This window comes from Paenibacillus tyrphae (genome assembly GCF_024158745.1).
GTDB lineage: Bacteria > Bacillota > Bacilli > Paenibacillales > NBRC-103111 > Paenibacillus_G > Paenibacillus_G tyrfis_A.
In genome coordinates this window covers 1-22,330 of the sequence record NZ_JAMZAW010000010.1, presented here as the reverse complement: position 1 = coordinate 22,330, position 22,330 = coordinate 1, and the positions used below count along the sequence as shown (strand labels likewise).

General features: G+C 50.2%; 23 protein-coding genes and 2 pseudogenes. 20 read left to right on the top strand and 5 right to left on the bottom strand.

Annotation, left to right across the window (positions count from 1 at the left end):
• Nucleotides 1–22: 22 nt before the first annotated feature.
• Complete coding sequence (locus NI000_RS16040; protein WP_301292529.1) at nt 23–931, bottom strand: LysR family transcriptional regulator; 909 nt, start codon at nt 929–931, stop codon at nt 23–25.
• A 240-nt stretch (nt 932–1,171) separates the two neighbouring features.
• Here NI000_RS16040 and NI000_RS16035 point away from each other — a divergent pair, with 240 nt between their 5' ends.
• The 5 genes from NI000_RS16035 to NI000_RS16015 all read left to right on the top strand — a co-directional run bounded on the left by NI000_RS16035 (nt 1,172) and on the right by NI000_RS16015 (nt 8,205).
• Nucleotides 1,172–4,354, top strand: coding sequence for a bifunctional cytochrome P450/NADPH--P450 reductase (locus tag NI000_RS16035; RefSeq protein WP_253412186.1), 3,183 nt, complete (start codon nt 1,172–1,174; stop codon nt 4,352–4,354).
• 139 nt (nt 4,355–4,493) lie between these two features.
• Nucleotides 4,494–5,216 carry a YebC/PmpR family DNA-binding transcriptional regulator gene (locus NI000_RS16030; RefSeq protein WP_253412184.1) on the top strand — a complete coding sequence of 241 codons (723 nt, stop codon included), beginning with the start codon at nt 4,494–4,496 and terminating at the stop codon, nt 5,214–5,216.
• Between the two features lie 210 nt (nt 5,217–5,426).
• Nucleotides 5,427–6,200, top strand: a complete 774-nt coding sequence (gene fabG / locus NI000_RS16025; RefSeq protein WP_253412182.1) for a 3-oxoacyl-ACP reductase FabG — start codon at nt 5,427–5,429, stop codon at nt 6,198–6,200.
• A gap of 145 nt (nt 6,201–6,345) precedes the next feature.
• Entirely contained in the window at nt 6,346–7,170 is an 825-nt protein-coding gene (locus NI000_RS16020) for a MerR family transcriptional regulator (RefSeq protein WP_253412180.1), read from the top strand.
• A 12-nt stretch (nt 7,171–7,182) separates the two neighbouring features.
• Entirely contained in the window at nt 7,183–8,205 is a 1,023-nt protein-coding gene (locus NI000_RS16015; RefSeq protein ID WP_253412178.1) for a serine hydrolase domain-containing protein, read from the top strand.
• 88 nt (nt 8,206–8,293) lie between these two features.
• Here the strand turns inward: NI000_RS16015 and NI000_RS16010 are convergent, their stop codons facing one another.
• Together NI000_RS16010 and NI000_RS16005 are read right to left on the bottom strand one after the other, a co-directional pair.
• Complete coding sequence (locus NI000_RS16010; protein WP_253412176.1) at nt 8,294–9,622, bottom strand: sensor histidine kinase; 1,329 nt, start codon at nt 9,620–9,622, stop codon at nt 8,294–8,296.
• The gene (locus tag NI000_RS16005) at nt 9,619–10,311 is read right to left on the bottom strand and encodes a response regulator transcription factor (RefSeq protein ID WP_253412611.1); all 693 of its coding nucleotides are present in this window, start codon (nt 10,309–10,311) and stop codon (nt 9,619–9,621) included. The genes NI000_RS16010 and NI000_RS16005 overlap by 4 nt, the downstream gene beginning before the upstream one ends.
• Before the next feature lie 200 nt (nt 10,312–10,511).
• Here NI000_RS16005 and NI000_RS16000 point away from each other — a divergent pair, with 200 nt between their 5' ends.
• The 8 genes and pseudogenes from NI000_RS16000 to NI000_RS15970 all read left to right on the top strand — a co-directional run bounded on the left by NI000_RS16000 (nt 10,512) and on the right by NI000_RS15970 (nt 15,416).
• Entirely contained in the window at nt 10,512–10,862 is a 351-nt protein-coding gene (locus tag NI000_RS16000) for a DUF6220 domain-containing protein (protein ID WP_253412175.1), read from the top strand.
• A 1-nt stretch (nt 10,863) separates the two neighbouring features.
• Nucleotides 10,864–11,109: pseudogene (locus NI000_RS36960) on the top strand (SDR family NAD(P)-dependent oxidoreductase); the annotation flags it as partial.
• Between the two features lie 62 nt (nt 11,110–11,171).
• Nucleotides 11,172–11,417 carry an SDR family oxidoreductase gene (locus NI000_RS36955; RefSeq protein ID WP_309247904.1) on the top strand — a complete coding sequence of 82 codons (246 nt, stop codon included), beginning with the start codon at nt 11,172–11,174 and terminating at the stop codon, nt 11,415–11,417.
• A 15-nt stretch (nt 11,418–11,432) separates the two neighbouring features.
• Complete coding sequence (locus tag NI000_RS15990; RefSeq protein WP_253412173.1) at nt 11,433–12,272, top strand: SGNH/GDSL hydrolase family protein; 840 nt, start codon at nt 11,433–11,435, stop codon at nt 12,270–12,272.
• The gene (locus NI000_RS15985) at nt 12,269–12,904 is read left to right on the top strand and encodes an NAD(P)-dependent oxidoreductase (RefSeq protein WP_253412171.1); all 636 of its coding nucleotides are present in this window, start codon (nt 12,269–12,271) and stop codon (nt 12,902–12,904) included. Before NI000_RS15990 ends, NI000_RS15985 begins: the two co-directional genes overlap by 4 nt.
• A 103-nt stretch (nt 12,905–13,007) precedes the next feature.
• The gene (locus tag NI000_RS15980; RefSeq protein ID WP_253412169.1) at nt 13,008–13,658 is read left to right on the top strand and encodes a DUF2306 domain-containing protein; all 651 of its coding nucleotides are present in this window, start codon (nt 13,008–13,010) and stop codon (nt 13,656–13,658) included.
• Entirely contained in the window at nt 13,646–14,497 is an 852-nt protein-coding gene (locus NI000_RS15975) for an alpha/beta hydrolase (RefSeq protein WP_253412167.1), read from the top strand. Before NI000_RS15980 ends, NI000_RS15975 begins: the two co-directional genes overlap by 13 nt.
• A 154-nt stretch (nt 14,498–14,651) precedes the next feature.
• Nucleotides 14,652–15,416 carry an SDR family oxidoreductase gene (locus NI000_RS15970; RefSeq protein ID WP_253412165.1) on the top strand — a complete coding sequence of 255 codons (765 nt, stop codon included), beginning with the start codon at nt 14,652–14,654 and terminating at the stop codon, nt 15,414–15,416.
• A 211-nt stretch (nt 15,417–15,627) separates the two neighbouring features.
• Here NI000_RS15970 and NI000_RS15965 read toward each other — a convergent pair whose 3' ends face one another.
• Complete coding sequence (locus NI000_RS15965; RefSeq protein ID WP_253412163.1) at nt 15,628–16,308, bottom strand: DUF4386 domain-containing protein; 681 nt, start codon at nt 16,306–16,308, stop codon at nt 15,628–15,630.
• A 248-nt stretch (nt 16,309–16,556) separates the two neighbouring features.
• On the opposite strand from NI000_RS15965, the gene NI000_RS15960 reads away from it, so the two are divergent.
• The 7 genes and pseudogenes from NI000_RS15960 (at nt 16,557) to NI000_RS15930 (ending at nt 22,099) form a co-directional block, all read left to right on the top strand.
• Entirely contained in the window at nt 16,557–16,985 is a 429-nt protein-coding gene (locus NI000_RS15960; protein WP_253412161.1) for a hypothetical protein, read from the top strand.
• A 197-nt stretch (nt 16,986–17,182) separates the two neighbouring features.
• Complete coding sequence (locus tag NI000_RS15955; protein WP_253412160.1) at nt 17,183–18,235, top strand: AraC family transcriptional regulator; 1,053 nt, start codon at nt 17,183–17,185, stop codon at nt 18,233–18,235.
• Between the two features lie 190 nt (nt 18,236–18,425).
• Nucleotides 18,426–19,220, top strand: a complete 795-nt coding sequence (locus NI000_RS15950; RefSeq protein ID WP_253412609.1) for an SDR family NAD(P)-dependent oxidoreductase — start codon at nt 18,426–18,428, stop codon at nt 19,218–19,220.
• 84 nt (nt 19,221–19,304) lie between these two features.
• Nucleotides 19,305–19,865 carry an NADPH-dependent FMN reductase gene (locus NI000_RS15945; RefSeq protein ID WP_253412158.1) on the top strand — a complete coding sequence of 187 codons (561 nt, stop codon included), beginning with the start codon at nt 19,305–19,307 and terminating at the stop codon, nt 19,863–19,865.
• Between the two features lie 296 nt (nt 19,866–20,161).
• Nucleotides 20,162–20,572: a hypothetical protein gene (locus NI000_RS15940; protein WP_253412156.1), complete on the top strand. Its 411-nt coding sequence runs from the start codon at nt 20,162–20,164 to the stop codon at nt 20,570–20,572.
• Between the two features lie 28 nt (nt 20,573–20,600).
• Nucleotides 20,601–21,021 (top strand): annotated as a pseudogene (locus NI000_RS15935) (tetratricopeptide repeat protein).
• A gap of 301 nt (nt 21,022–21,322) precedes the next feature.
• Nucleotides 21,323–22,099, top strand: coding sequence for a class I SAM-dependent methyltransferase (locus NI000_RS15930; RefSeq protein ID WP_253412152.1), 777 nt, complete (start codon nt 21,323–21,325; stop codon nt 22,097–22,099).
• A gap of 4 nt (nt 22,100–22,103) precedes the next feature.
• Here the strand turns inward: NI000_RS15930 and NI000_RS15925 are convergent.
• Nucleotides 22,104–22,330: hypothetical protein (locus tag NI000_RS15925; RefSeq protein WP_253412150.1), on the bottom strand; the 227-nt coding region annotated here is incomplete at its 5' end.

Sequence of the window (22,330 nt, the reverse complement as noted above, 5' to 3'; positions counted from 1 at the left end):
TACCAAAAATGGACATCCGTTTTCAAAAGACGGAATGTCCATTTTTTTCATCCCAAGTTCGCTGAATCGCGAAGCTGTAGAAGGCATGCGCGGCTGTGGGCAGATAACGGCCCATGATTCTCGATATGCCGGTCGTCATGGTGCAATGGGGCTCGGTCATGGTCAGAACGTGAAGCCGATCCTTTACGATATCAGAGAACTTTTCCCAAAGAGGCTTCGGGATAAACGAGATGCCAAGACCGAGACTCACCATTTCTCCGATGACCACGGAATCATTTCCCTCGAATGAAATTTTGGGAGCAAAACCGGCTTGCTGGCAAAGCTTTTCAAGCCAATTCGAAGAATCGTAGCTCGTATTGCTGCTAATGAATCTTTCGCCGGCGACTTCGATCAGCCGTATTTCCTGACGATGCACAAAGCGTTCTTCTCTTGGCACCAGCAATAACAATTCTTCCGAAAATAAAGGGTCCCATTGGATATCAGGGCCTTCTATAGGCTCGGAAGAAATGCACATGTCGATCTCGCCTTTTTCTAGCAATTGGTACATATTGATGTCGCTTCGCAAGTACTGACGAATCCGGATATCCGGGTATTGACGCAGAAAAGCCGATACCAGACTCGGAAATATACTGACGTTTGTGGTAGCAATGGAGACCGAGAGATTTTCGATCCGGGCTATGTCATTGATTTTCTTCTTGGCTTGATCCAGCTCCAGAAACGACCGCTCCAGATGGGCAAGAAAAATTTCGCCATATCGATTCAGCCGAATATGACGGCCCTTTCTTTCAAATAGGGGAACGCCGATATCCTCTTCCAATCGGGAGATCGTTCTGCTCAGCGCCGGTTGGGTAATGTTTAATTCTTCGGCTGCCTGTGTCATGTGCTCCATTCGGGCTACGGTTTGAAAATAGCGAAGCTGCTGCAGTTCCATTCCCTGACTCCATTCATTGTTTCAATGTAATGAATTGATGTTCAATTATACATTGGATATTATGGATCGCCGCGGTTAAAATAAACCCATACTTTCGAATAAGTTTTCGAAGGGACAAAAAAAGAACTTTTCTTCCGAATGATCCTTTAGGGTAATTTTTGTTAGCCATGTTGGGGAATATTAGGTTGGAAAGAGATTGCTGCGTGTCTGGTTAATTATAAAAAAGAGGGAGGTTTCTTTATGGAAAATCTGATGCTGATCCCCCAGCCCAAAACCTATGGCGTTCTAGGGAATATCCCTTTGATCGATAAGGATTCGCCTACTTTATCTTTTTGTAAACTTGCTGACGAGTACGGTCCTATTTTCCGCTTTGAGGCATTGGGAAGATCTGTTTATATCATCTCCGGACCCGTCTTGGTGGCCGATGTGTGTGACGAATCGCGTTTTGACAAAGCGATAGGTCATTTGCTTAAAGTACGCGATTTTGCCGGAGACGGACTGTTCACAAGTCTTACGGAAGAGCCGAATTGGAAAAAGGCGCATGCGATTCTGATGCCTTCCTTTAGCCTTCAAGCGATGAAGGGGTATCATGACATGATGGTGGATATTGCTGTGCTGCTCGTCCAAAAATGGGCGCGCCTTAATCCGGACGAAAGCATCGACGTTCCGGACGATATGACACGGCTTACCCTGGATACTATTGGATTGTGCGGATTTAACTATCGTTTCAACAGCTACTACCGGGAAACGCCAAATCCTTTTATTGTCAGTATGGTTCGTTCCCTGGATGAAGCGATGCATTACGGCAACAGGCTGCCGATTCAAAACATGCTGATGGTGAAAACCAAACGCCAGTACGAGCAAGATATTCAATCGATGTTCTCCTTGGTCGATAAAATCATCGCCGAGCGCAAAGCAAAAGGGGACCAGGGAGAAACCGATTTGCTTGCCCGAATGCTGACCGCCAAAGATCCCGAGACCGGTCAACAGCTGGATGATCAAAATATTCGATACCAAATTATCACATTCTTGATCGCCGGTCATGAAACCACAAGCGGACTATTGTCATTTACGATTTACTTTTTATTAAAGCATCCGGAAGTATTAAAAAAAGCTTACGCCGAAGTGGACGAAGTGCTAACAGACGCAACGCCAACGTACGAACAAGTTCTGAAGCTGAAATATATCCGAATGATTTTGAACGAGTCTTTGCGTCTATGGCCGACCGCTCCCCAATTTAGCTTGTTCGCCAAGGAAGATACCGTCATTGGAGGAAAGTATCCCATTAAGAAAGGGGAAGCCGTTTCCATTGTTTTGCCCAAGCTTCACCGGGATAAAGGGGTATGGGGGGAAGATGCGGAACAATTCCGGCCGGAACGGTTCGAAGACCCTGCCCAAGTACCGAACCATGCCTATAAACCGTTCGGGAATGGGCAACGAGCCTGTATCGGCATGCAGTTTGCGCTTCACGAAGCGACTTTGGTGCTCGGGATGGTCCTTCAGCAATTCGAATTGCTCGATCCTTTGAACTACCAGTTGAAAGTCAAACAAACGCTGACGCTGAAGCCGGACGATTTCAAGATCCGTGTTCAATTGCGGGATAAGAAAATAACCGCTACGCATCCCGACAAACGGGGAGAAGACCTTGCCCAGGCTCCCGGCCCTGCAAAACAAGCGCAGCAAGCTTCCGTCATCGGAGTGAACAACCGACCGCTGCTCGTGCTTTACGGCTCCAACATGGGAACCGCTGAACGCATCGCCAAAGAACTGGCGGACCTCGCCCGTTTACACGGTATACGAAGCGAAGCGGCGGCATTGAACGATCGGTTGGGCCATTTGCCGAAGGAAGGCGCTTTAATCATCATCACCTCTTCTTATAACGGCAAACCGCCGGGCAATGCGCGACAGTTCGTTCAATGGCTGGAGCAGGTGGAAGCGGGCGAGCTTAGCGGCGTGCATTATTCCGTATTTGGCTGCGGGGACCACAACTGGGCCTCGACGTATCAAGAGGTGCCGAGATTCATTGATGAACAGCTCGCAGCAAAAGGTGCGACAAGATTCTCCCTTCGCGGGGAGGCTGATGCGAGCGGCGACTTCGAAAAGCAGTTTGAGACATGGAAAAGTCAAATGTGGACCGATGCGATGAAGACATTCGATCTAAAACTGAACGAAAATGCGGAAAAAGAACGGAACACCCTGAACATTCAGTTTGTCAGCGGCTTTGCAGAGACGCCTCTCGCTCAATCGTACGATGCGGTTCACGCGACAATCGCGGAAAACCGCGAACTTCAGCAGTCTGGCAGCGGACGCAGCACGCGGCATATCGAGATCGAATTGCCGGAGGAGGTTGCGTATCAAGAGGGCGATCACCTTGGCGTCTTTCCAAGCAACAGAAAAGAGAATGTCGGCCGCATTCTGCGACGCTTTGGCTTGAGTGAGAAAGAGCAAGTGATTTTGACGGCAAGCGGAGTCAGTGCATCCCATCTACCTTTAGACCGGCCCGTATCGCTCTCGGACCTGCTTAGCCATAATGTGGAGCTGCAGGAGGCGGCAACGCGAGCCCAGATCCGTGAGGTTGCCGCATTTACGGTTTGTCCTCCGCACAAGCGCGAATTGGAAGCTTTGTTAGAAGAGGGGACCTACGAAGAACAGATTTTGAAGAAACGGATCACGATGCTTGACCTTGTTGAAAAATACGAAGCCTGCGAAATTCCGTTTGCGAAGTTTTTGGAGCTATTGCCTCCGCTAAAACCCAGATATTATTCGATATCCAGTTCCCCTCGGATAAACGCAGGCCGGGCCAGCATTACGGTGGGTATCGTCCGCAGTCCGGCTTGGAGCGGACAAGGGGAATATGTCGGGGTCGCCTCGAATTATTTGGCGGAACGTCCGTCGGGAGAGAACATCGTCATGTTCGTTCGTACGCCGGAATCCGGCTTTCAGCTCCCCGAAGATCCGCAGACTCCCGTGATTATGGTAGGGCCGGGGACGGGGGTAGCGCCATTCCGCGGGTTCCTGCAGGCTCGAGCGCAGATGAAGCGGGAAGGACAATCGCTGGGCGAAGCCCATCTGTATTTCGGCTGCAGGAACGAAGCGGATTATATTTACCGTGAAGAGCTGGAACAATACGAAAAAGACGGCGTGGTTACGCTTCATACGGCTTTTTCCCGCAAGGAAGGCGTACCCAAAACGTACGTACAGCATTTGATGGCGAAGAATGCGGCAGAGTTAATCCGCATTCTTGACGCTGGCGGACGGCTTTACGTGTGTGGAGACGGCAGCAAAATGGCCCCCGATGTCGAAAACGAGCTGCAGAAAGCTTACCAGGCCGTCCACGGGGTCGATAAGCAAGAAGCGGAACAATGGTTGGAACGTCTTCAGTTGAATGGCAGCTATGCCAAAGATGTCTGGGCGGGGATATAAATCTTATGATAAAAGTCGCATCTATTGCGGCTTTTTCATTTTTAAACAAGGATTTCGACATGCTGAACTTGTCCAAATACCGCTTTATTAAATATAATAGGGAAAGGATCAAAATAAGAAAGAGAAAGCGGGTACCAGTATGGGACGTAAGTGGAATAATATTAAAGAGAAAAAAGCATCGAAGGACGCCAGTACGAGTCGGGTCTATGCGAAGTTCGGAGTTGAGATTTATGTCGCGGCGAAGAAGGGTGAACCTGATCCGGAATCCAATCAAGCTTTAAAATTCGTGCTCGAACGAGCCAAAACATACAACGTACCGAAAGCCATCATCGACCGCGCGATTGAGAAGGCGAAAGGAAACTCGGAAGAGAACTATACGGAGCTCCGTTACGAGGGATTCGGTCCGAACGGCGCCATGATCATCGTCGATACGCTCACCAATAACGTAAACCGTACTGCTGCGGACGTACGTTCAGCTTTCAATAAAAGCGGCGGAAGCATGGGAGTCAGCGGTTCTGTAACTTATATGTTCAGTCCGACGGCCGTCTTCGGGGTCGAAGGGAAAACATCCGACGAAGTTTTGGAGCTATTGATGGAGGCAGATGTAGACGTTCGGGATATTGCGGAGGAAGAGGATTCGGTTATCGTCTATGCCGAGCCGGATCAGTTTCATGCCGTGCAATCCGCGTTCAAGCAGGCGGGCATTACGGAATTTATCGTTGCAGAACAGACGATGCTGGCGCAAAATTATGTGACTCTTTCGGGAGACGCTCTGGTACAGTTCGAGAAATTAGTCGATACTCTCGAAGATCTGGAGGATGTTCAACAAGTTTATCACAATGTGGATTTACCTGAAGAATAAGCTTTGCATGCATTTCTTTCATTGTAAAAATAGGATCTCATTAAAGACCGCGTGATCCGCGGTCTTTTTGTATTATGGAATTAAGCTGCTTGTCCAGTCAGAGTGATTCCATATGTTGCCTCCGCATTTGGATTTGTAGTACGATCATAGTGGAACCAGCTAATGGAAAAAATAGCAGCTCATTCTTAAAGAGAACAGGAGTGTTATTGCATGCTGACGCCACTGAAGGATAAGACGGTCATTGTGACCGGAGCGAGCAAAGGAATCGGCAAAGGAATTGCCAGAACCTTCGCCGCGAAGGGGGCAAAGGTCGCCGTTGTCGCACGTAGCTTGACGAATGCGGAGGAAACGGTGGCGGAAATCCGGGAGAACGGAGGCGTTGCTCATGCCTTCGAAGGCAATGTCGCCGATTTGGAGTCGATGAAGCGCGTGGCCAACGAGACGGCCGGTATGTACGGAGGGATCGACGTGCTGTGCGCCAATGCGGGTATTTTTCCGAATGCGCCGATTGAGGAGATGACCGGCGAGCAGTGGGATCAAGTGATGAGCACGAATGCACGCGGGACGCTGTATTCTCTTCAAGCCTGCCTGCCTTTCCTGAAGAAAGCGGACTATGGCCGCATCATCGTTACCTCGTCGATTACGGGGCCGGTCACCGGCTATGCCGGATGGTCGCACTACGGCGCGAGCAAAGCTGCTCAGCTTGGTTTTATGCGCAGTGCAGCGCTTGAGCTGGCGCGTTACAACATTACGATTAACGCCGTCATGCCCGGCAACATTATGACCGAAGGGCTGGAAGGCCTTGGAGACCAATATTTGCAGTCGATGACGGCGTCTATCCCGCTCAAGCGGCTCGGAAGCGTCGAAGATATCGCTTACGCCGCTATCTTTTTGGCTTCGAAGGAGGCAGGTTATATTACAGGCCAAACGATCATCGTCGATGGCGGGCAGATTATTCCGGAAAGTCTGGAAGCGATGGGCTGAACTCATTTATGTCACGACCGTTTTTCGGTATTCCACCGGGAAACGGTCGTTTTATTCTTTTTGCCGTTGACTTTACCCTTAGGGTAAGCTGTACAGTGAAAGGGAACAAAGCTCGCATCAAAACAGGAAGAATGGAGGTGACCTTTTGCTATCGATTGGAGAATTCTCGAAGATATGCGAAGTCTCGACAAAGACGCTACGGTATTATGAAGAAATCGGGTTAATCCATCCCGATGAGATTAATCCTGAAAACGGTTATCGTTATTATTCCATCAAGCAGCTCAAAAAGATGCTCTTTATCAACCGCCTGAAATCTTATCATTTTTCTTTGGAAGAAATCAAAGCTGTTCTTGAATTGGAAGAGGATCAATCCGAAGAGAAGCTTTGTTCTGCCCTTCATCGCAAGAGAAGGGAAATACAGGAGAAGCTGCATGCTTTAGAATATACCCTAAACCAAATGAGCAATGACATTTTAAGCTTAGAGAAGGGCATCCCCATGATGTCATACCTTGACAAGATCGAAGTACAGCTTGTTGAAACCCAGCCCAGGAATATCCTTTATATGCGTGAGATGTTGAGCAGTGATGACTATGCTGCAGGATATGGAAAGTATTTTGGCAGGCTCTATGAAAAGATTGCTAAGGAAAAACTCACCATGCTCGGTACGCCAATGACGATATATCACAGCGCTGAATACAATCCTGCCGGCAATGATACCGAGTTTGCCATCCCGATCAAGGAGCCAGTAAAAGGAACGAGAGATTTGCCCGGAGGCCTCTGCGCGAAGTCTGTGTTAAAGGGTTCCTATTCAGAGTTGACATCGGTATACGCCAAGCTGAGGGAATGGGTAGAAAACGAAGGATATGCCTTGGTGAAATCCCCGTATGAAGTGTATGTAACCGACCCGAATCAAGCCGCCGGTCCTGAGGAGATGGAGACCGAGGTATATTTTCCCATAAAGAAAAAATAGAGAGGTGCTATCATGCAAGAAAACTACTGGCCAGCGACACAATGGCAAGCCTCAGAGCCGGTCACCTTGCGCATGGACTCTGAAAAGCTTTCAGCGCTCGAACCAACGATAAAATCCGAGTACAGCAATATCAACGGTATTGTTGTTGTGAGGAATGGATACATCGCTTATGAGAGCTATTATAACGGCTATGGCCCGGACGATTCGCACCATGTGGCGTCTGTAACGAAAAGCATACTATCCGCCCTTATAGGTATTGCCGTCGATGCGGGATATATTAAGAGTGTAGATCAGAAGGTGCTGGATTTTTTTCCCGAATATGTTCCCGATGCTGCCGATCAGCAGAAACGCGAAATCACCATACGCCATCTTCTCACAATGACGGCTCCTTACCCATTCGAGGACTGGCACGAACCGCTGGACAAGATGTGCATGCAGCCCGACTGGGTAAAATATACGCTGGATATGCTGGGTCAACAAGGAAGTATTGGGGCGTTTAAGTATTCCACCGCAGGGGCGCACCTGCTTTCGGCCATCCTCACTCGCAGCACGGGAACAAGTGCCCGCGCGTTTGCCAACGAACGCTTATTTAAGCCGATCGGCATGCAAGAAATCCCGGATTACGAAATGAAATCATTCGGGTTTGAGGATTTATTCGGGAAAAATGTGAAAGGGTGGGTTCATGATCCGAACGGCAACTCCACAGGAGGGTGGGGACTTACGTTAACTCCCCGTGATATGGCACGTTTCGGTTTTCTATATCTGAACCGTGGCCATTGGGACAATCATCGGATTGTTTCCGAGGCCTGGATTGACGAATCGACAGCGATGCCCCCCCATAACTATGGTTATCTATGGTGGTTACGCGAAGAGGGTGGAGTTTCCGCATACTTGGCGCTAGGCGATGGCGGTAATGTCATCTGCTGTATTCCGGAACAAGACCTGGTCGTAGCCATAGCATCGGAATTCATCATTCATCCCCGTGATCGATGGGCACTCATTAAGGAATGGATTATCCCGGCTGTCATAGACTAAACCCTTTGTAGGAAAGAATGACATGATACAAAATGTCAACAACACCTTCACCGTTTTATCGTGAAGGTGCTGTTTGTTTAGCCAGCCGCTAACCCAAAGGTACCCACCCTGTAAAAATAGCACCACCGGACAGGCTTCGGTTCTGAACGGTAACTTCTCCCTTGTGCGCTCGGACAATTCGACGCGCAATCGTTAATCCAAGACCAACCCCTCCGTACGCCGGATTTCTGGACTTATCCCCTCGATAGAACGGCTCAAATACAAGCGTCAAATCTTGTTCAACAATACCGGTTCCGGTGTCTTCAATCGTGAAGACAATGCGATCGTCTTCCTTTCGCCAACCGAACATAATATTTCCGCCAGAAGGTGTATGTCTGACGGCATTGTCTATTAGATTGCCTACCGCTCGTCGTAACAAATGCGAATCTCCTATAAAAGTAACGTCTTCCTTATACACGTCCTCTTTATAGTTAAGCTCAATGCTTTTTTCCCTAGCTATAGGGCGGAATTCTTCAGCAAGCTCTGCGAAGAGACGGCCCGGTTCCACCAGTTCCGGCCGCAGCGTCTGCTCAATCGATTCGAGCTTGGTGTAGGAGAACAGATCGGATATGAGCCGCTCAAGCTGCTCGGCCTTGTTGCTGCAGATTGAAATATACCGTGCGGCTTTCTCCTGATTGCCGGTCATTCCTTTTTCCAGTCTTGTCAAGAACCCGCGCAGCGTAAATAACGGCGTCCTTAAGTCGTGAGCGATCGCGCTAATAAAGAAACGGCGTTCTTCCTCCAGCTCGGACTGGCGGGTTAAGGATTCGCGCAGGCTGCTGCCCAAGGCATCAAGGGCCGATCGCACAGTTGCTACTTCGAGCACGTTGGACTCGGGCAAGTGAAAATCAAGATCGCCATCGGCAATCCGTCTGGCTGCCGCACTCATCGCTTCAAGCGGCTTGACGACAAAGCGTCCCATCTGCCAGCCGATGAACAAGATCGCACCTATCGCAGTAATTATGGCGCAACCTGTAGCCAGCCCGCTGCTCCGCTTCGGGACAAAGAAGAGGGCTTGGCCGCGTACCTCGCCATGTTCGATGACGCTTAGCTGGCGATTCGCGGCTTCCTCCGTACCGGCTGGGACGGCATGCAGAATTTCGCGGCCGGAGTCATCCAGCAGGATGATTCCGAGGCCTGACAGCTTGGCCATACTTTGCAGCGAAGCCTGCCAATCCGGCTCCGCCCATCGGGCCGCATTCGTTTCGCTCACGGTACGGATCGCCGCAGTCAAGGCGGATTGCTGCCGCTCATAGAGAGAGCTTCCGATGACGTAACGATCGAGCAGATCCGATATTTCAAATAATAACCGTGGCAGAAGCATGACGATGAGCATGCCGATCATCATCCACTGGCGGATGCGAAGCCGCGGCCTCATCCTCGTACCCCTTCGAACCGGTAGCCGATACCCCACACATTCGTAATGATTTTCGGCTTTCGCGGATCTTCTTCGATTTTCTCGCGAATTCTCCCAATGTGCACGGTTACCGCATGCTTGTCGCCAATCCCGTCCCAAAATCGCTGCAGCAGTTGATCGTATGTGAATACCTGGCGCGGGTATTCCGCGAAAAGGCACAGCATGTCGAATTCCTTCGGCGTTAGCGGCAGCGGTCGTCCGTCCAGCACGGCTTCATGCGCCTTCACATCCAGTAGGAGCCTACCGAACCTCCATTCCGATTTCGTCTCTTTTTCGCTTTTGTCATAGCGCCTAAGTACAGCTTTGATGCGCGCTACAACCTCTTCAGGGGTGGCCGATTTGACGATGTAATCGTCCCCGCCCAAGCTCAGCCCGCGTATTTTGTCCATATCCTCTCCGCGCGCGCTGAGGAACAGGATAGGGAGATCGTGCGTTTTGCGGATGTGCCGGCACAGGTCCAGGCCGTTTTGCCCTGGCATCATGACGTCCAGCAGCATGCAATCGATCGGCCCGCGGTCCAGTGCTTCGAGCGCTTCAACGGCACTGAACGCTTCGACGGTGTCGAACTGCTCGTCTTCAAGATAATCTCGCATTAATTCCACGATCTCTTTATCGTCATCGACAATGAGTACCGTACGTTTTCCGCTCAAACTCAAGCCGCTCACCTCTGCCACTCCTAAATGAGAATTTGAAAATATTGTAGCACATCTATGGCTGTGCTCGGCTTATTTTGAATGAATTGTAACGAAATGGTGACTGTTTTGTGACTATTTCACTCAGTTTTTTGAGAGATTCACCGGTTACGATAAGTGATGTCAACTCAAAAAATTGTAGAAAGGAGGGGGACAGCATGAACATAGGGCGTATCGCGTACAGGATTCTGGCATGGGCCTTCTTGGGTTGTATTGTCATTCAAGTTTTTCTGGCGGGAATGGCGACTTTCGGGGATCCGTCCAAGTGGCAGGCGCACGCTTGGTTCGTGAAAATTTTCGCTATGGTGCCTCTGGCTATGTTTCTTCTCACCTTCATAGGAGGGATAAAGGGACGCGATCGCTTCCTCAGCCTTGCACTATTCCTGCTCGTAGTCATGCAGTTTCTAACGGTTCAGGTGTTTTCATCCGTATTCGTTATTGCGGCGCTTCATCCGCTTATTGCCATGCTGCTGTTCTGGGGCTCGATTGCAGCTGCGCGGAAAGCATGACATGAATGTTAAGCCAAACCAGGAAAGATCACACCGAAGTCAAGGAGGCAAAATGATGAATCAACTGTTCACCGGACAATTGGTGTTAGTAACGGGAGGAAGCGGCGGGATCGGCGGGGCGGTTGCGGAAAAGCTGGCATCCGAAGGCGCGATTGTCGCCGTCCATTACTTGCGCAATAAAGAGCGGGCGAAGGAAACGGTGCGCCGCATCCAGGAAGCAGGAGGGCAAGCGGCTGCTTTTCATGCCGACCTTTCGGAGGTTCGTCAGATGGACTCGCTTGTGAAGGAGGTTCACGCCGCATTCGGCGTTTGGCGAAGGAGTTCGCCGGCAAAGGCATTCGCGTCAACGCCGTTACCCCGGGAGTCATCGCGAACACCGATAATGACCGGTTCAAAACCGAAGAGATCCGCAGATCGATCATCGCCGGTATTCCGCTCGGGCGCGAGGGGCTGCCGGAGGATGTGGCGAACGCCGTGCTGTTCCTAGCCTCGGAGCTTTCCGCGTTCGTAACCGGCGAGACGCTTGAAATCAACGGCGGCATGTTCATGAGATGAGGAGATGAAATCATAATGGAAACGAATGTAAATCCGCAGTGGGTGAAGCTGGTGCAATCTCAGCATCCGGAGAAGCTGCTGCCCTTCGCGCGCAAGATGGAAGAACAGACTCTTGCTGCTATCTATGACATGGATGTGGACACCTACAGAACAATTAAGCGTCAGCTTTCACAGCAGGCGGAGGATGCGGCTTTGGTGCTGCTGGAAGATTCGGCGTTTGCCGGTAAGGTGGATCGCTTGCCGATCCAAGCGGGGCAGACGGTGATTGCGATCGGCGAAAGCACAACCGACGACCTGCTGTCTTGGTTTGAATTGCTCCGCCATCTTGTCGGGCTGCGGAGGCCGCACGACGGAATCCGGTTTATTAACGAAGGGATATCAGGTTATACGACAGCACAAGTATTGGGGAGGATGAGCGGCATTGCCGCCAGGGAGCCGGACTGGATCTTGTGTATGATCGGCGGCAACGACGCGATGAGGATTGGCCGGGAACCAGCCAAAACGCAGGTCAGCGCCGAAGAAACGGCCAAAAACCTAGCGGCGATCCGGCGTATCGCGGCCGATCGGACAAATGCCGGCTGGGTGTGGCTGACTCCGCCGACCTTCAACGAAGAGCGCGCTGCGGCTTATCCTTATTTTCAATTCGGCCAGCTTAGTTGGCGTAATGAGGATATTGCGCGTGTCGGCGATATCATCCGCAGCCTGCCGGATCAAGTTGTGGATACGCAAGCGGAATTTGCGGTGCCTGATGCTCATTTGCTGCTTGGACCCGACGGTGTTCATCCTACCCTCGCTGGCCATAAAGCGATCGTGACACGGCTCGTTGAAGTACTCGCCGGAGGAGCTGCGGAATGAAGCTCATCGTATTCGGCGCTACCGGCGGCACCGGCCGGCAGGTTGTCGTTCAAGCCTTAGAGGAGGGGCACGAAGTCGCCGCTGTCGTCCGCAGGCCTGAGGCGTTTGATCTTCGCCACGATAAGCTGGAAGTGCTCAAGGGCGACGTTCTCCTGCCCGCCACTTTCAGGCAGGCGATGAGCGGGAAGGATGCGGCGCTATCCGCACTTGGCGTATCCCACCGGAATCCGACAACGGTTTATTCTACTGGAACGGTAAATATCATGGAGGCGATGCAAGCGGCAGGTGTGCGCCGCCTCGTCTGCCTCTCGTCGGCGGGGCTGGAAGTCCCCGTCGCTACGCCGCTGCCGCAGCGGCTGGTCATCCGATACGTCATACAGCGGATGTATAAACATGCTTATGAGGACATGTCGCGCATGGAAGCGGCAGTCCGAGCTTCCTCCGGCATTACTTGGACCGTCGTTCGCCCTCCGCGGCTGACGAACGGGCCGCGAACGGAAGCTTACCGCACGGCTGTAAACAAGCCTTTGCTAGGTGCCGAGGGAATATCGCGCGCCGATCTGGCGGATTTCATGATCAAATCGATTGCAGATCCGTCCACTTATCAGGCAATAGCTGAGATATCAAGCTAGGAAAGGAGTGTTTGGCCATGACGATCGAAGAAATCATCGGCTGGGTGGTAACAGCTCCCGCAGGTGTGATGAGGCCTGACGGCCGACGGGAGGAACATGGCGGATGACGGAAACACGCAAAGTCCGCATCTTTTGGGGTGTAATCGTGGTGCTTACTTTAGGGGCGGCCGGTTTTGCCGTCGCTCCTTATCTTTATCTTGATCCGGGCCTCATCCGGGTAGAACTGAATCCTTCGTTTCCGCCGCACTATCCGCTCCTGCTCGTGCATATTTGGTGCTCCTTCCTTGCTCTTGTCATTGGCTGGCTGCAGTTTCTCCCCGGATTGAGAAAGCGGCGAACGGATATCCACCGATTGGCGGGACGGATTTATTTGAGGCTTGTTGCAGTTGGTGGCATAACCGGACTTACGGTCGGGATGTTCGCAACGAGCTATGTTAGACAGATGTCCTTCCTGACCTTGGGTATTCTGTGGCTGTTTACAGGCTGGAAAGGTTATCAAAAAGCGAGGCTTGGACGATTCGATGATCATGGGGCGTGGATGGTCCGAAATTACGCATTGACGCTCGTCGCGGCAAGCGCCCGCCTCCTTACTCCATTTTGCATCCTGATCTATTTGGCGGGGCATGGAGGTCATTCGGCCGCAGCGGTAGTGAAGCAGGTGCTGGAGATCAACATCTGGGTCGGTCTGGCTGCGAATCTCGTCATTGCGGAGTGGATGATTTTGATGCGAAATTTCCGCCGTTGCATAAGCTGACGCCGGAGGAAATCAGAAAAGTCGTCATCGCTACCGCGATTTTGGAAACGTACGATCTTGCGAGTACGGAAACCTTGGAATTGAGCGGACCGCACGGGCCGCTCGCCGTGCGGCTCTACCGGCCATCCAATGAAAGCTCGCTCCCCGTTATTCTTTTTTTCCACGGCGGAGGTTTCGTCTTCACCACGATGGAACAGTATGATCCGATGTGTAGCAAGCTTGCTGCGGTAAGCGACTGTGCTGTCTTATCTGTAGATTATCGGCTTTCGCCGGAGAATCCTTTCCCGGTTCCGGTCGAAGAAGCCCTGTTTGCAGCGGCGTGGTTGGGCGAGCATGCCGCGTCGCTCGGTCTGGATCCGACGCGCATCATTGTGTCGGGCGAAAGCGCAGGAGCCAATCTCGCTGCCGTCGTGGCACAGAGAGCCGGCAAAGATGGGGTCCCGAACATCGCCTATCAAATCCTGCTCTGTCCTCTGACCGACTGGTCCGGTGAATATGAATCAAAAGAGACTTACGGTACCGGCTACTTCTTGACCAAAGCGCTCTTGGATTACTGCGCCGGCCATTATTTGGGTGAATGGAACCGGAAGAATCCGCTCGCTTCGCCACTCTTCGGAGAAACCGCAAGCCTTGCGGCTGCTCTGGTCGTCACCGCCGAGTACGATCCGCTTCGCGACGAAGGAGAACGCTATGCGCACAAAATGATCGAGAGCGGCGTCAAAGTTACGTTAAAGCGCTATCCCGGAATGATCCACTTATTCTATGCGATGACGGACGTGTTCCCGGATGGGAATGATGTTTACGATTTGATCCGTAGACAACTTCGGACATTGCAGTAAACCGGTCTATGAGTTCTCCTGTGCGAACGCCTTACCGATTCATCATAGGACTCCGTCCAACTCCTTATTCCCGACTGGGCCGAATAGGAGAGCAACATTTCAAATGATGTGTTGTGATATAACTATACTTGAATTCGGACAAGGAGATGAAGACATGAATAAGTTGGAAGGCAAAGTCGCTTTAGTCACCGGGGCGAGCAGGGGAATTGGCCGCAGCATCGCATTGCGTCTGGCGCAGGAGGGAGCTTTTGTCGCCGTGCACTATGGAAAAAGACGAAGTGAAGCGGAGGCCGTCGTACAGCAGATCGAACAAAGCGGAGGGCGTGCTTGCGCGATTGGCGCTGACCTGAACACGCTCGATGGCGTTCATGATTTATTCGCGGCACTGGATGATGCCCTTAAGAAACATACGGGCGGCAAGCAATTCGATATTCTTGTCAACAATGCCGGAATCGGTCAAATTGTCGGCCTGGATGAGACAACGGAGCAATCTTTTGACGAGGTGATGAACATCAATGTCAAAGCGCCGCTTTTCGTCACCCAGCAAGCTTTGCCGCGTTTGAAAGATGGAGGAAGCATTATTAATATTTCATCTTTTGTGACGCGCGTAGCCTCCCCAAGCGTGTTCACCTACAGCATGTCAAAAGGAGCCATCGACACCTTTACCCGCCTCCTGGCCAAACAGCTTGGAAACCGTAATATTACGGTTAACGCCATTCAGCCCGGAATCATTAACACAGAGATGAATGCCGGGACGCTGCAAAATCCCGATGGGCAGCGATATGCGGCGGGTCTTTCAACCTTCAACCGATGGGGAGAAACCGAGGATGTTGCGGATGTTGCCGCCTTTCTCGCTTCGTCGGACAGCCGTTGGGTAACCGGCCAATTGCTCGATGTAAGCGGAGGATCTCACCTATAAAATCTCAGCTGATGATGAAAAAAATCACCAATCCTTTTATGGATTTGGTGATTTTTTAATGTTCCCTTTTTATTCAAGTCCGTATTGCGATTTAGCCTGCAATTTGTCTCCGCTGAATACGAAGTTGGCGTTCGCCCCAACTTTTCCCTTGCAGATTACAATTGCTAAACGAAAGACGTTCACTTTTTGCCTCCTGTAACGTGTGATTTCATCATCTGCTGCTGTGATTGGCTCTGGTCCTAGATGAGTTGAACCCTTTGACGATCAGCCAAAGCGGCATCATGATCTCGAAAAGGGCTCCCGGAGTATACAGAACCATTCCACTGTTACCCATAAGTTCTACAATGGCGCTGGCTGACAACGATGCGTATCCAATGAGGCCTACGACGGATAGGAATCGCGGAATGAGTTTGGACCGATACAACAAAGTACAGAACAAAAGGCTATACAAACCAAGTACAATCATCGCCAGTTGGAAAGCCAAAAAACTGCCTTCTGCCGCTAACGCACCTATGGTGTGAAAATAGGAATGAGCCGGAGCCCCTGCCTGGATGTATTCTTGGCTTAATCTGATCAGCAATAGCGGTCCGATTGTCCCAACGATAAGGAGCACAGCCTCGATTACCCGAAAAGCAACGTAGCCTAAGGCGATTTTTTCATTATGCTGCTTTAAGATCGGGAACAATACGATCGCGATTCCGACAACAGCGACGGAATTTATGAGCTCAAGCAATACTCCCAAGATGACTTGGTCTTTCATTGAATAAACATCTTTGAGATCATCCGGAGCGCTCATCATAGATTCAATCATTGCATTTCCTGAAATATACGCAGCCGTTGCAATTAAAAATAATACGCCAACTATGACTGCGGACCTTCGATTCGCATCCATGTTTCCCTCCTCCGTAGTTTACAGCCTGCATATGGCCGAATTGGGCGATTCACGCTCATTCACGTGCATTATATCCGCAATACGACTCGCCCTCATAGATACTAAAGTATGGATTGAAGGATGGTTTTGGGGAAACGGGCGAAAGGAGGACAATATAAGTAAATTGTCGTATTTAGTTTATACAGGACTTATAGTAGGATATATGGATTGTCGTGCGGCAAGCAAGGTATTCAACTGGGGGGCGGGAAATGAAGGAAGAGATTTTGAGTTCGCCTATCGGTGATCTGCGCATCAATGAGAGCGACGACGGCGAAGTGTTCGCCCAGGGTCGATATGTGGCTTCAGGAGAGCCAGTGTTCTTCTCCATCAAGCTGCCCGCCCGCGATCGCCTGGAAGAAGTCGATTTCGAGTTCATTCGCGAGAGGATCGCCGGGGTGAAGCCCTATACCGATGTGGCGAGGGATTTTCTTGATCTCCGATTGGGCCTCGATCCCGAAGGGGAGGACAAAGCGCCGTTGATTGCCGAACCGGAATTCACGTTCTGGGGCGGCTTGGACTGGTCCATCTTGTTCGCCGAGGGGAGTCTGGATATCTGTGAGCCTTACGGCGTGCTGGTGAATTTCCACGATGCGCGCATTGTGGGATTCGACGATCTTTCCGGCGCCGAAGAGGTCTGAATATCGTTATCTCAAAAGGACGTCAGCCTGAAGCATGACCAGACTAGGTTGGTTGATGTCTTTTTTTTGTGCATGCGTGTTCAGCGGCGTAAGCATTTCGACGTCGTAATTGGCAAGTGAAATGTCACTTTCTGCTAGTTACAGAGCGAACCAATATCACAACCAATTGAATAGGTAAGCAGCTAAAGGAGGCCCATATGCTGAAGTCTCATACCTCTGAACGTATTAAAATCCCGCCAGGATTTTGGGCAGGATTACGCCAATTAGGGATTGCCGCCCACGACGTAGCTCGCAAAGCACGACTACCGCTCACCATTATTACTGAACCGGCAGTCACCACCGCCCAATATTTCGCGATCTGGCAGGCTTATTCCGATCTCATAGGCGACACGGCCAAAGGAATCATTAAGCTTGCGACCGTCTTTGAAACAGCGAAGTACCCACCGACCGTCTTGGCGACTTACCACGCTCGTGATTACCGCGATGCTCTAAACCGAATGGCTCGGTACAAACAACTGTGCCCCCCTGAAAGCTTACGTATCACCGAGGAGGGCGAGCACTGCACAATCGAACTGGAATGGCTGGATACCGAGCAACCCGGTCCGCCGATGCTGGTTGGTATCACGCTGGCATGTCTTCTGGAGCTGGGGCGCCGGGGCACTGGTCAACCTTTGACGGCGCGGTTCGTCGAATTTTCGCATTCCATGGGCGATGTACAGGCCCTTGAAGCTTACTTCGGCTGCTGTATCCGGATTGGTGCAAAATGTAACCGGTTGACGCTGCATCGAAGAGATTTGGACCGCCCCTTTGTCTCGTATAACGAAGAGTTGCTGGAGATCCTGACTCCCGTTCTGGACCGATCGCTGGATGAACAGCAGCGCAGCCGCTCCATTGCCGAGAAGGTCAAATGGATCATGAAACGCAGCCTCACAGGAGGGCGCCCCGACATTCAGGCTGTCGCGAAGGAGTTGGGGATGAGCGATCGTACCTTGCAGCGCCGGCTTACTGACGAAAACACGAGCTTCAAGCATCTGTTGACACAAGCTAGACATGAGCAGGCACGAGAGTACTTGGCGGACCCCTCGCTCGATATTAAAGAAGTGGCTTTCTTGGTTGGATATGAAGACCAGAACTCGTTCTATCGTGCCTTCCGCCTTTGGGAAGGGGATACTCCTTCAAATTGGCGTACGGAACATGTAGGTACAAACTCGATATCAGAAGGACGGCTAGGAATGCCGACGATTCATTAATCGAATTCCCAACCCAACCCATTCTACAGAGCGCTAGAATTTACTGAGTTTTTATCATTTGGCGTGTTAAACAAGAACTTTGGCGCGATATGCTAGTTACTGAACAATTCAGACAAGGTAATATAATCACGATCCGGAGCACAATACTGTTTTAAAAATGACTGCCAATCATTTAAAAGGAGAAATGGATATGGATATGGGATTAAACAATAAAACAGCTTTAGTTACAGGATCAACGAAAGGTATAGGTAAAGCAATTGCCATTGAACTTGCCAAAGAAGGTGTTCACGTATTAATTAATGGACGAAATGATGAAGAGGTAGAACGAACCGTAAATGAAATTAAGTCAGATTTCCCGGCTACCTCTCCTCAAAACGCTACAGCCGATATTGTGGATAGTCAACAAAGAGAAGCTTTATTTGAAAAATACCCTAATATTGATATTTTAGTTAACAATATGGGTATTTATGAAATTATGCAATATGAGGACGTTGACGATGAAGTATGGGAAAAATACTTCCGTACAAATGTTCTTGCCGCAAATGGATTATCTAAATTTTATTTACCTAAAATGTTGAAAAACGATTATGGCCGCATTATCTTTATTGCGAGTGAAGAAGCAATTATGCCTTCAGGACAAATGCCCCAATATTGTATGACAAAATCAATGCTATTATCATTGTCAAAAAGTTTATCTAAATTAACAAGAGGAACAGAAGTTACAGTCAACACGATCATGCCAGGACCAACACTCTCTGAAAATGTGCTTCAAATCATTGAAGGTATGTACCCTAATGAAGATATGACTTTTTCAGAAAAAGAAAAAAAATTTATGACGACAAACCTGCCTCAATCTGAAATACAGCGATTTATCAAGCCTATTGAAATAGGCAGACTAGCTGCATTTGTGTGTAGTCCTTATGCATCCGCATTTAAAGGTTCTCCAATCCGTATGGATGGGGGAATGGTACCGACTATTTATTAAATATATCAATTATGTTCCCATTGACTATGACATTAATGATATGGTTTATAATGCAGATACCGAATGGAAAAGAAGGTGAACTGAATGGAACAACGAAGTCTAGTAGTGCTAGGAATATCCGGAAGTCTGCGAAAGCAATCGTCTAATACGCGGTTGCTCTCGTTCATCGGAGGAATGATGCCCGCCGGTATAGAGTTTCGTATGTATCAAGGGCTCGCGATTTTACCACATTTCAGTCCAGACTTAGACGGTGACGAAGCTCAAATGCAAGGGGCGGTGCGTGAATGGCGGGAGGAGCTCCGAGCGGCGAATGCGATCGTGATCTGTACGCCGGAATATGCGCGAGGTGTGCCGGGCACGCTCAAGAACGCACTGGACTGGGTCGTGTCCTCCGGCGAGTTCATGAACAAGCCGACGGCGGTCATAAGCGCGTCTCCGCATCCGGATGGTGGAGCTGCAGCGCTGCAATCGTTGATACTGACTCTAAAGATGATGAGCGCGGCTATCCCGGACGAAGCATCACTTGCCGTTCCGTTCGTTAGTAAGATGATCGGGCCGGATGGCAGCGTGACGGACACGAACACCTTGTCATCGCTGCTCAACGTGGTTCAAGCGCTGTCGCAGGCCATTCCAGAGAAATCATGAGCTAAAGCGGCTGATTTATGATTTGCGGACAGTCAAAAAGGCCTCGTACACTCTCATTAAAATTGGTAGATTTGCAGGATTCCCATACAACGATCTAGGGCAGTATGTTAAATATAGATGGTCTATATTCTTCTCAGAAAGGATAAGAGAAGGTGCTCCATACAATTGACATGATCGTGTAAACCCAGAGGAGTTGATGGCATGATCGTATTGACTTTCTGCTGCAAACGAGACATCCTGTTTGATGAAAACAATTATTTTAATTCATCCATCCCTATTGTCAGGAGAATCGGTTCATGTCCGTAATACATGCCTACCTTGCGAAGTCGTCAAATCCATACTCTTATGAACGTCTCGCCTCAGAGTTACGCACCTATTTTGATTTTGAAACAAAAAATGGTCTGAAAATAGAAACATCGGCGAATCCGTTCACGAAACAAAAATATGCGATTCTTCTTTGGCCAGGGTGGAACTTTTCGGCACATTTTGAAACTGGCGGCAATGTAGTCGCAGATGCAAATTATGTTGCGAGTGTCGTCAAGGATTGTCCGCCTGACATCCAAGATTGTACTGATCGCATTCGCTTTGTATTTTCGCCTGATGAGAGACGAGATTTCACGAATCATATCATTTGGGCAATAGACTATTTATTGGAGATACCGGACGCAATCATTTTTGATGAAGGTCAAAAAACGATAATTCGTTAAATTCAAGAGTAGGACGGGAGGGATGGCAGTGCAACTTTCAGATTCCACCTATTCCGAAATTACCGCTTTGTCTAAACAAGGCGATGATTTGGTGAAGGCGGGCGAACTTGAGGCGGGCAAGCATAAGTATGTCGAGGCCCTCCGTTTATTGCCGGAAAACCATCGAGAATGGGAGGCAGCTACGTGGCTGTACGTGGCTATTGGGGATGTTCATTTTCGAATGAACAATTACGACAAGGCATTCAAATGTTTTTTTAATGCGGTACAGCCCGAAGGGGATGGGCAACCCCTATATTCATCTTCGGCTAGGACAGTTGTATTATGAACAGGAAAGCCTGGAGAAGGCCGCAGACGAGCTAACCCGGGCTTATATGGGTGCCGGTTTTGAGATTTTGATGGAAGATGACCCGAAATATCTTGAGTTTCTGGAGACAAAAATAGAGATTTAAAATCCCAGGTGGCGCAAGAGCAGAAGAGAGCACATAGAGAAAGTGTCGGGTGCCTCGCATTAACATTCGCGGCTTGTCAAGCACGTCTTCGAAAAGCGTCTTGACAGGCTTTCGTATTATGGTTATCATGGATACATTAAGTCTATGATTTAGGCAAGGAAGACGAAATTCGAAAGCGACGAACGAAGTCCTCCTTACGATGTTTTTTTTGATACCCACGAAGCTGGTTAAAGCGGGGCTGATCGAGTCGGCTTCGGACGCGAGCAGATGCGGATGCCCCTTAAAAAAGGAGACTGAGCCTATGTGTAACGAACACTCTTCCCGTCAATGGAACTCGGAAGTATATGAGGATAAGCAAGATTTTGTGGCCAAGCCGGGAGTCGGGGTGTTGACCTTGCTGCAGCCCCGACCCGGGGAACGCATCCTAGACGTGGGCTGCGGTAATGGGAACTTGACGGCCGAGATCGCAGCCGCCGGAGCTATACCCACAGGTATTGACCTGTCGGAGGAGATGGTTAGGCAGGCCAGACAGAAATACCCTGAACTGAATTTTCAGGTAGAAGACGCTAGTCATTACCGGACAGATGTCCGCTTTGACGCAGTGTTCTCCAATGCAGCTTTGCATTGGATCAAAGATGCTTCCGCCGTTGCCAACTCCATCTGGCTGGCCCTTCGGAATGGCGGCCGATTCGTTGCCGAATTCGCCGGCAGCGGCAATGTCGCCGTGCTGACCACCGCCATGGAGCAGGCATTGGAGGCGCATGGTTATGCGTGGGCGGGACGGAGCCCGTGGTATTTGCCCACCATTGGCGAATACGCCAGCCTGCTTGAGCAGACTGGCTTCCGCGTCACGTTGGCTCAGCACTTCGACAGTCCAACTCCACTCAAGGGAGAGACAGGGGTTCGGGACTGGCTGAACAAGTTCGCCGATTATTTCTTCCCGGACGTCACCCCGGCAGACAAAACGTCGATCTACCGCACCATCGAAGAAAAGGTTAGGCCGCACTTGGACAGGGGAGGTCGATGGATGATCGACACCCGCCGATTGCGCATCGTAGCCATCAAGCCACCTGCTTAAGAAGTTAAGCAGTTTCTTTGGTACGAAGATCCTTACTGTGTTTCGCTTGCAACTGCCTGCCTACTGATTTTACCTTACTTCGGACAACGAGTTGTAGGTTACCCTGACAAGAGATATTTTCAAGATAGCTGCCGATCCACGGCAAAGACGGGGAAAGGAAAAGGAGACATGCAGCTTGCTGAAATTGAACACTAACCATTTCCAAAGCCTCAATGAATACGTATATAACAT

Coding starts and splice junctions, on each gene's coding strand:
- NI000_RS16010 (WP_253412176.1), bottom strand. CDS start 9,622: ATGAGGCCGCGGCTTCGCATCCGCCAGTGGATGATGATCGGCATGCTC.
- NI000_RS16040 (WP_301292529.1), bottom strand. CDS start 931: ATGGAACTGCAGCAGCTTCGCTATTTTCAAACCGTAGCCCGAATGGAG.
- NI000_RS15940 (WP_253412156.1), top strand. CDS start 20,162: ATGTCCGTAATACATGCCTACCTTGCGAAGTCGTCAAATCCATACTCT.
- NI000_RS15960 (WP_253412161.1), top strand. CDS start 16,557: ATGAAGGAAGAGATTTTGAGTTCGCCTATCGGTGATCTGCGCATCAAT.
- NI000_RS15985 (WP_253412171.1), top strand. CDS start 12,269: ATGAAGCTCATCGTATTCGGCGCTACCGGCGGCACCGGCCGGCAGGTT.
- NI000_RS15955 (WP_253412160.1), top strand. CDS start 17,183: ATGCTGAAGTCTCATACCTCTGAACGTATTAAAATCCCGCCAGGATTT.
- fabG (WP_253412182.1), top strand. CDS start 5,427: ATGCTGACGCCACTGAAGGATAAGACGGTCATTGTGACCGGAGCGAGC.
- NI000_RS15945 (WP_253412158.1), top strand. CDS start 19,305: ATGGAACAACGAAGTCTAGTAGTGCTAGGAATATCCGGAAGTCTGCGA.
- NI000_RS15950 (WP_253412609.1), top strand. CDS start 18,426: ATGGATATGGGATTAAACAATAAAACAGCTTTAGTTACAGGATCAACG.
- NI000_RS16030 (WP_253412184.1), top strand. CDS start 4,494: ATGGGACGTAAGTGGAATAATATTAAAGAGAAAAAAGCATCGAAGGAC.
- NI000_RS15990 (WP_253412173.1), top strand. CDS start 11,433: ATGGAAACGAATGTAAATCCGCAGTGGGTGAAGCTGGTGCAATCTCAG.
- NI000_RS16000 (WP_253412175.1), top strand. CDS start 10,512: ATGAACATAGGGCGTATCGCGTACAGGATTCTGGCATGGGCCTTCTTG.
- NI000_RS15930 (WP_253412152.1), top strand. CDS start 21,323: ATGTGTAACGAACACTCTTCCCGTCAATGGAACTCGGAAGTATATGAG.
- NI000_RS15965 (WP_253412163.1), bottom strand. CDS start 16,308: ATGGATGCGAATCGAAGGTCCGCAGTCATAGTTGGCGTATTATTTTTA.
- NI000_RS15980 (WP_253412169.1), top strand. CDS start 13,008: ATGACGGAAACACGCAAAGTCCGCATCTTTTGGGGTGTAATCGTGGTG.
- NI000_RS16015 (WP_253412178.1), top strand. CDS start 7,183: ATGCAAGAAAACTACTGGCCAGCGACACAATGGCAAGCCTCAGAGCCG.
- NI000_RS15970 (WP_253412165.1), top strand. CDS start 14,652: ATGAATAAGTTGGAAGGCAAAGTCGCTTTAGTCACCGGGGCGAGCAGG.
- NI000_RS16035 (WP_253412186.1), top strand. CDS start 1,172: ATGGAAAATCTGATGCTGATCCCCCAGCCCAAAACCTATGGCGTTCTA.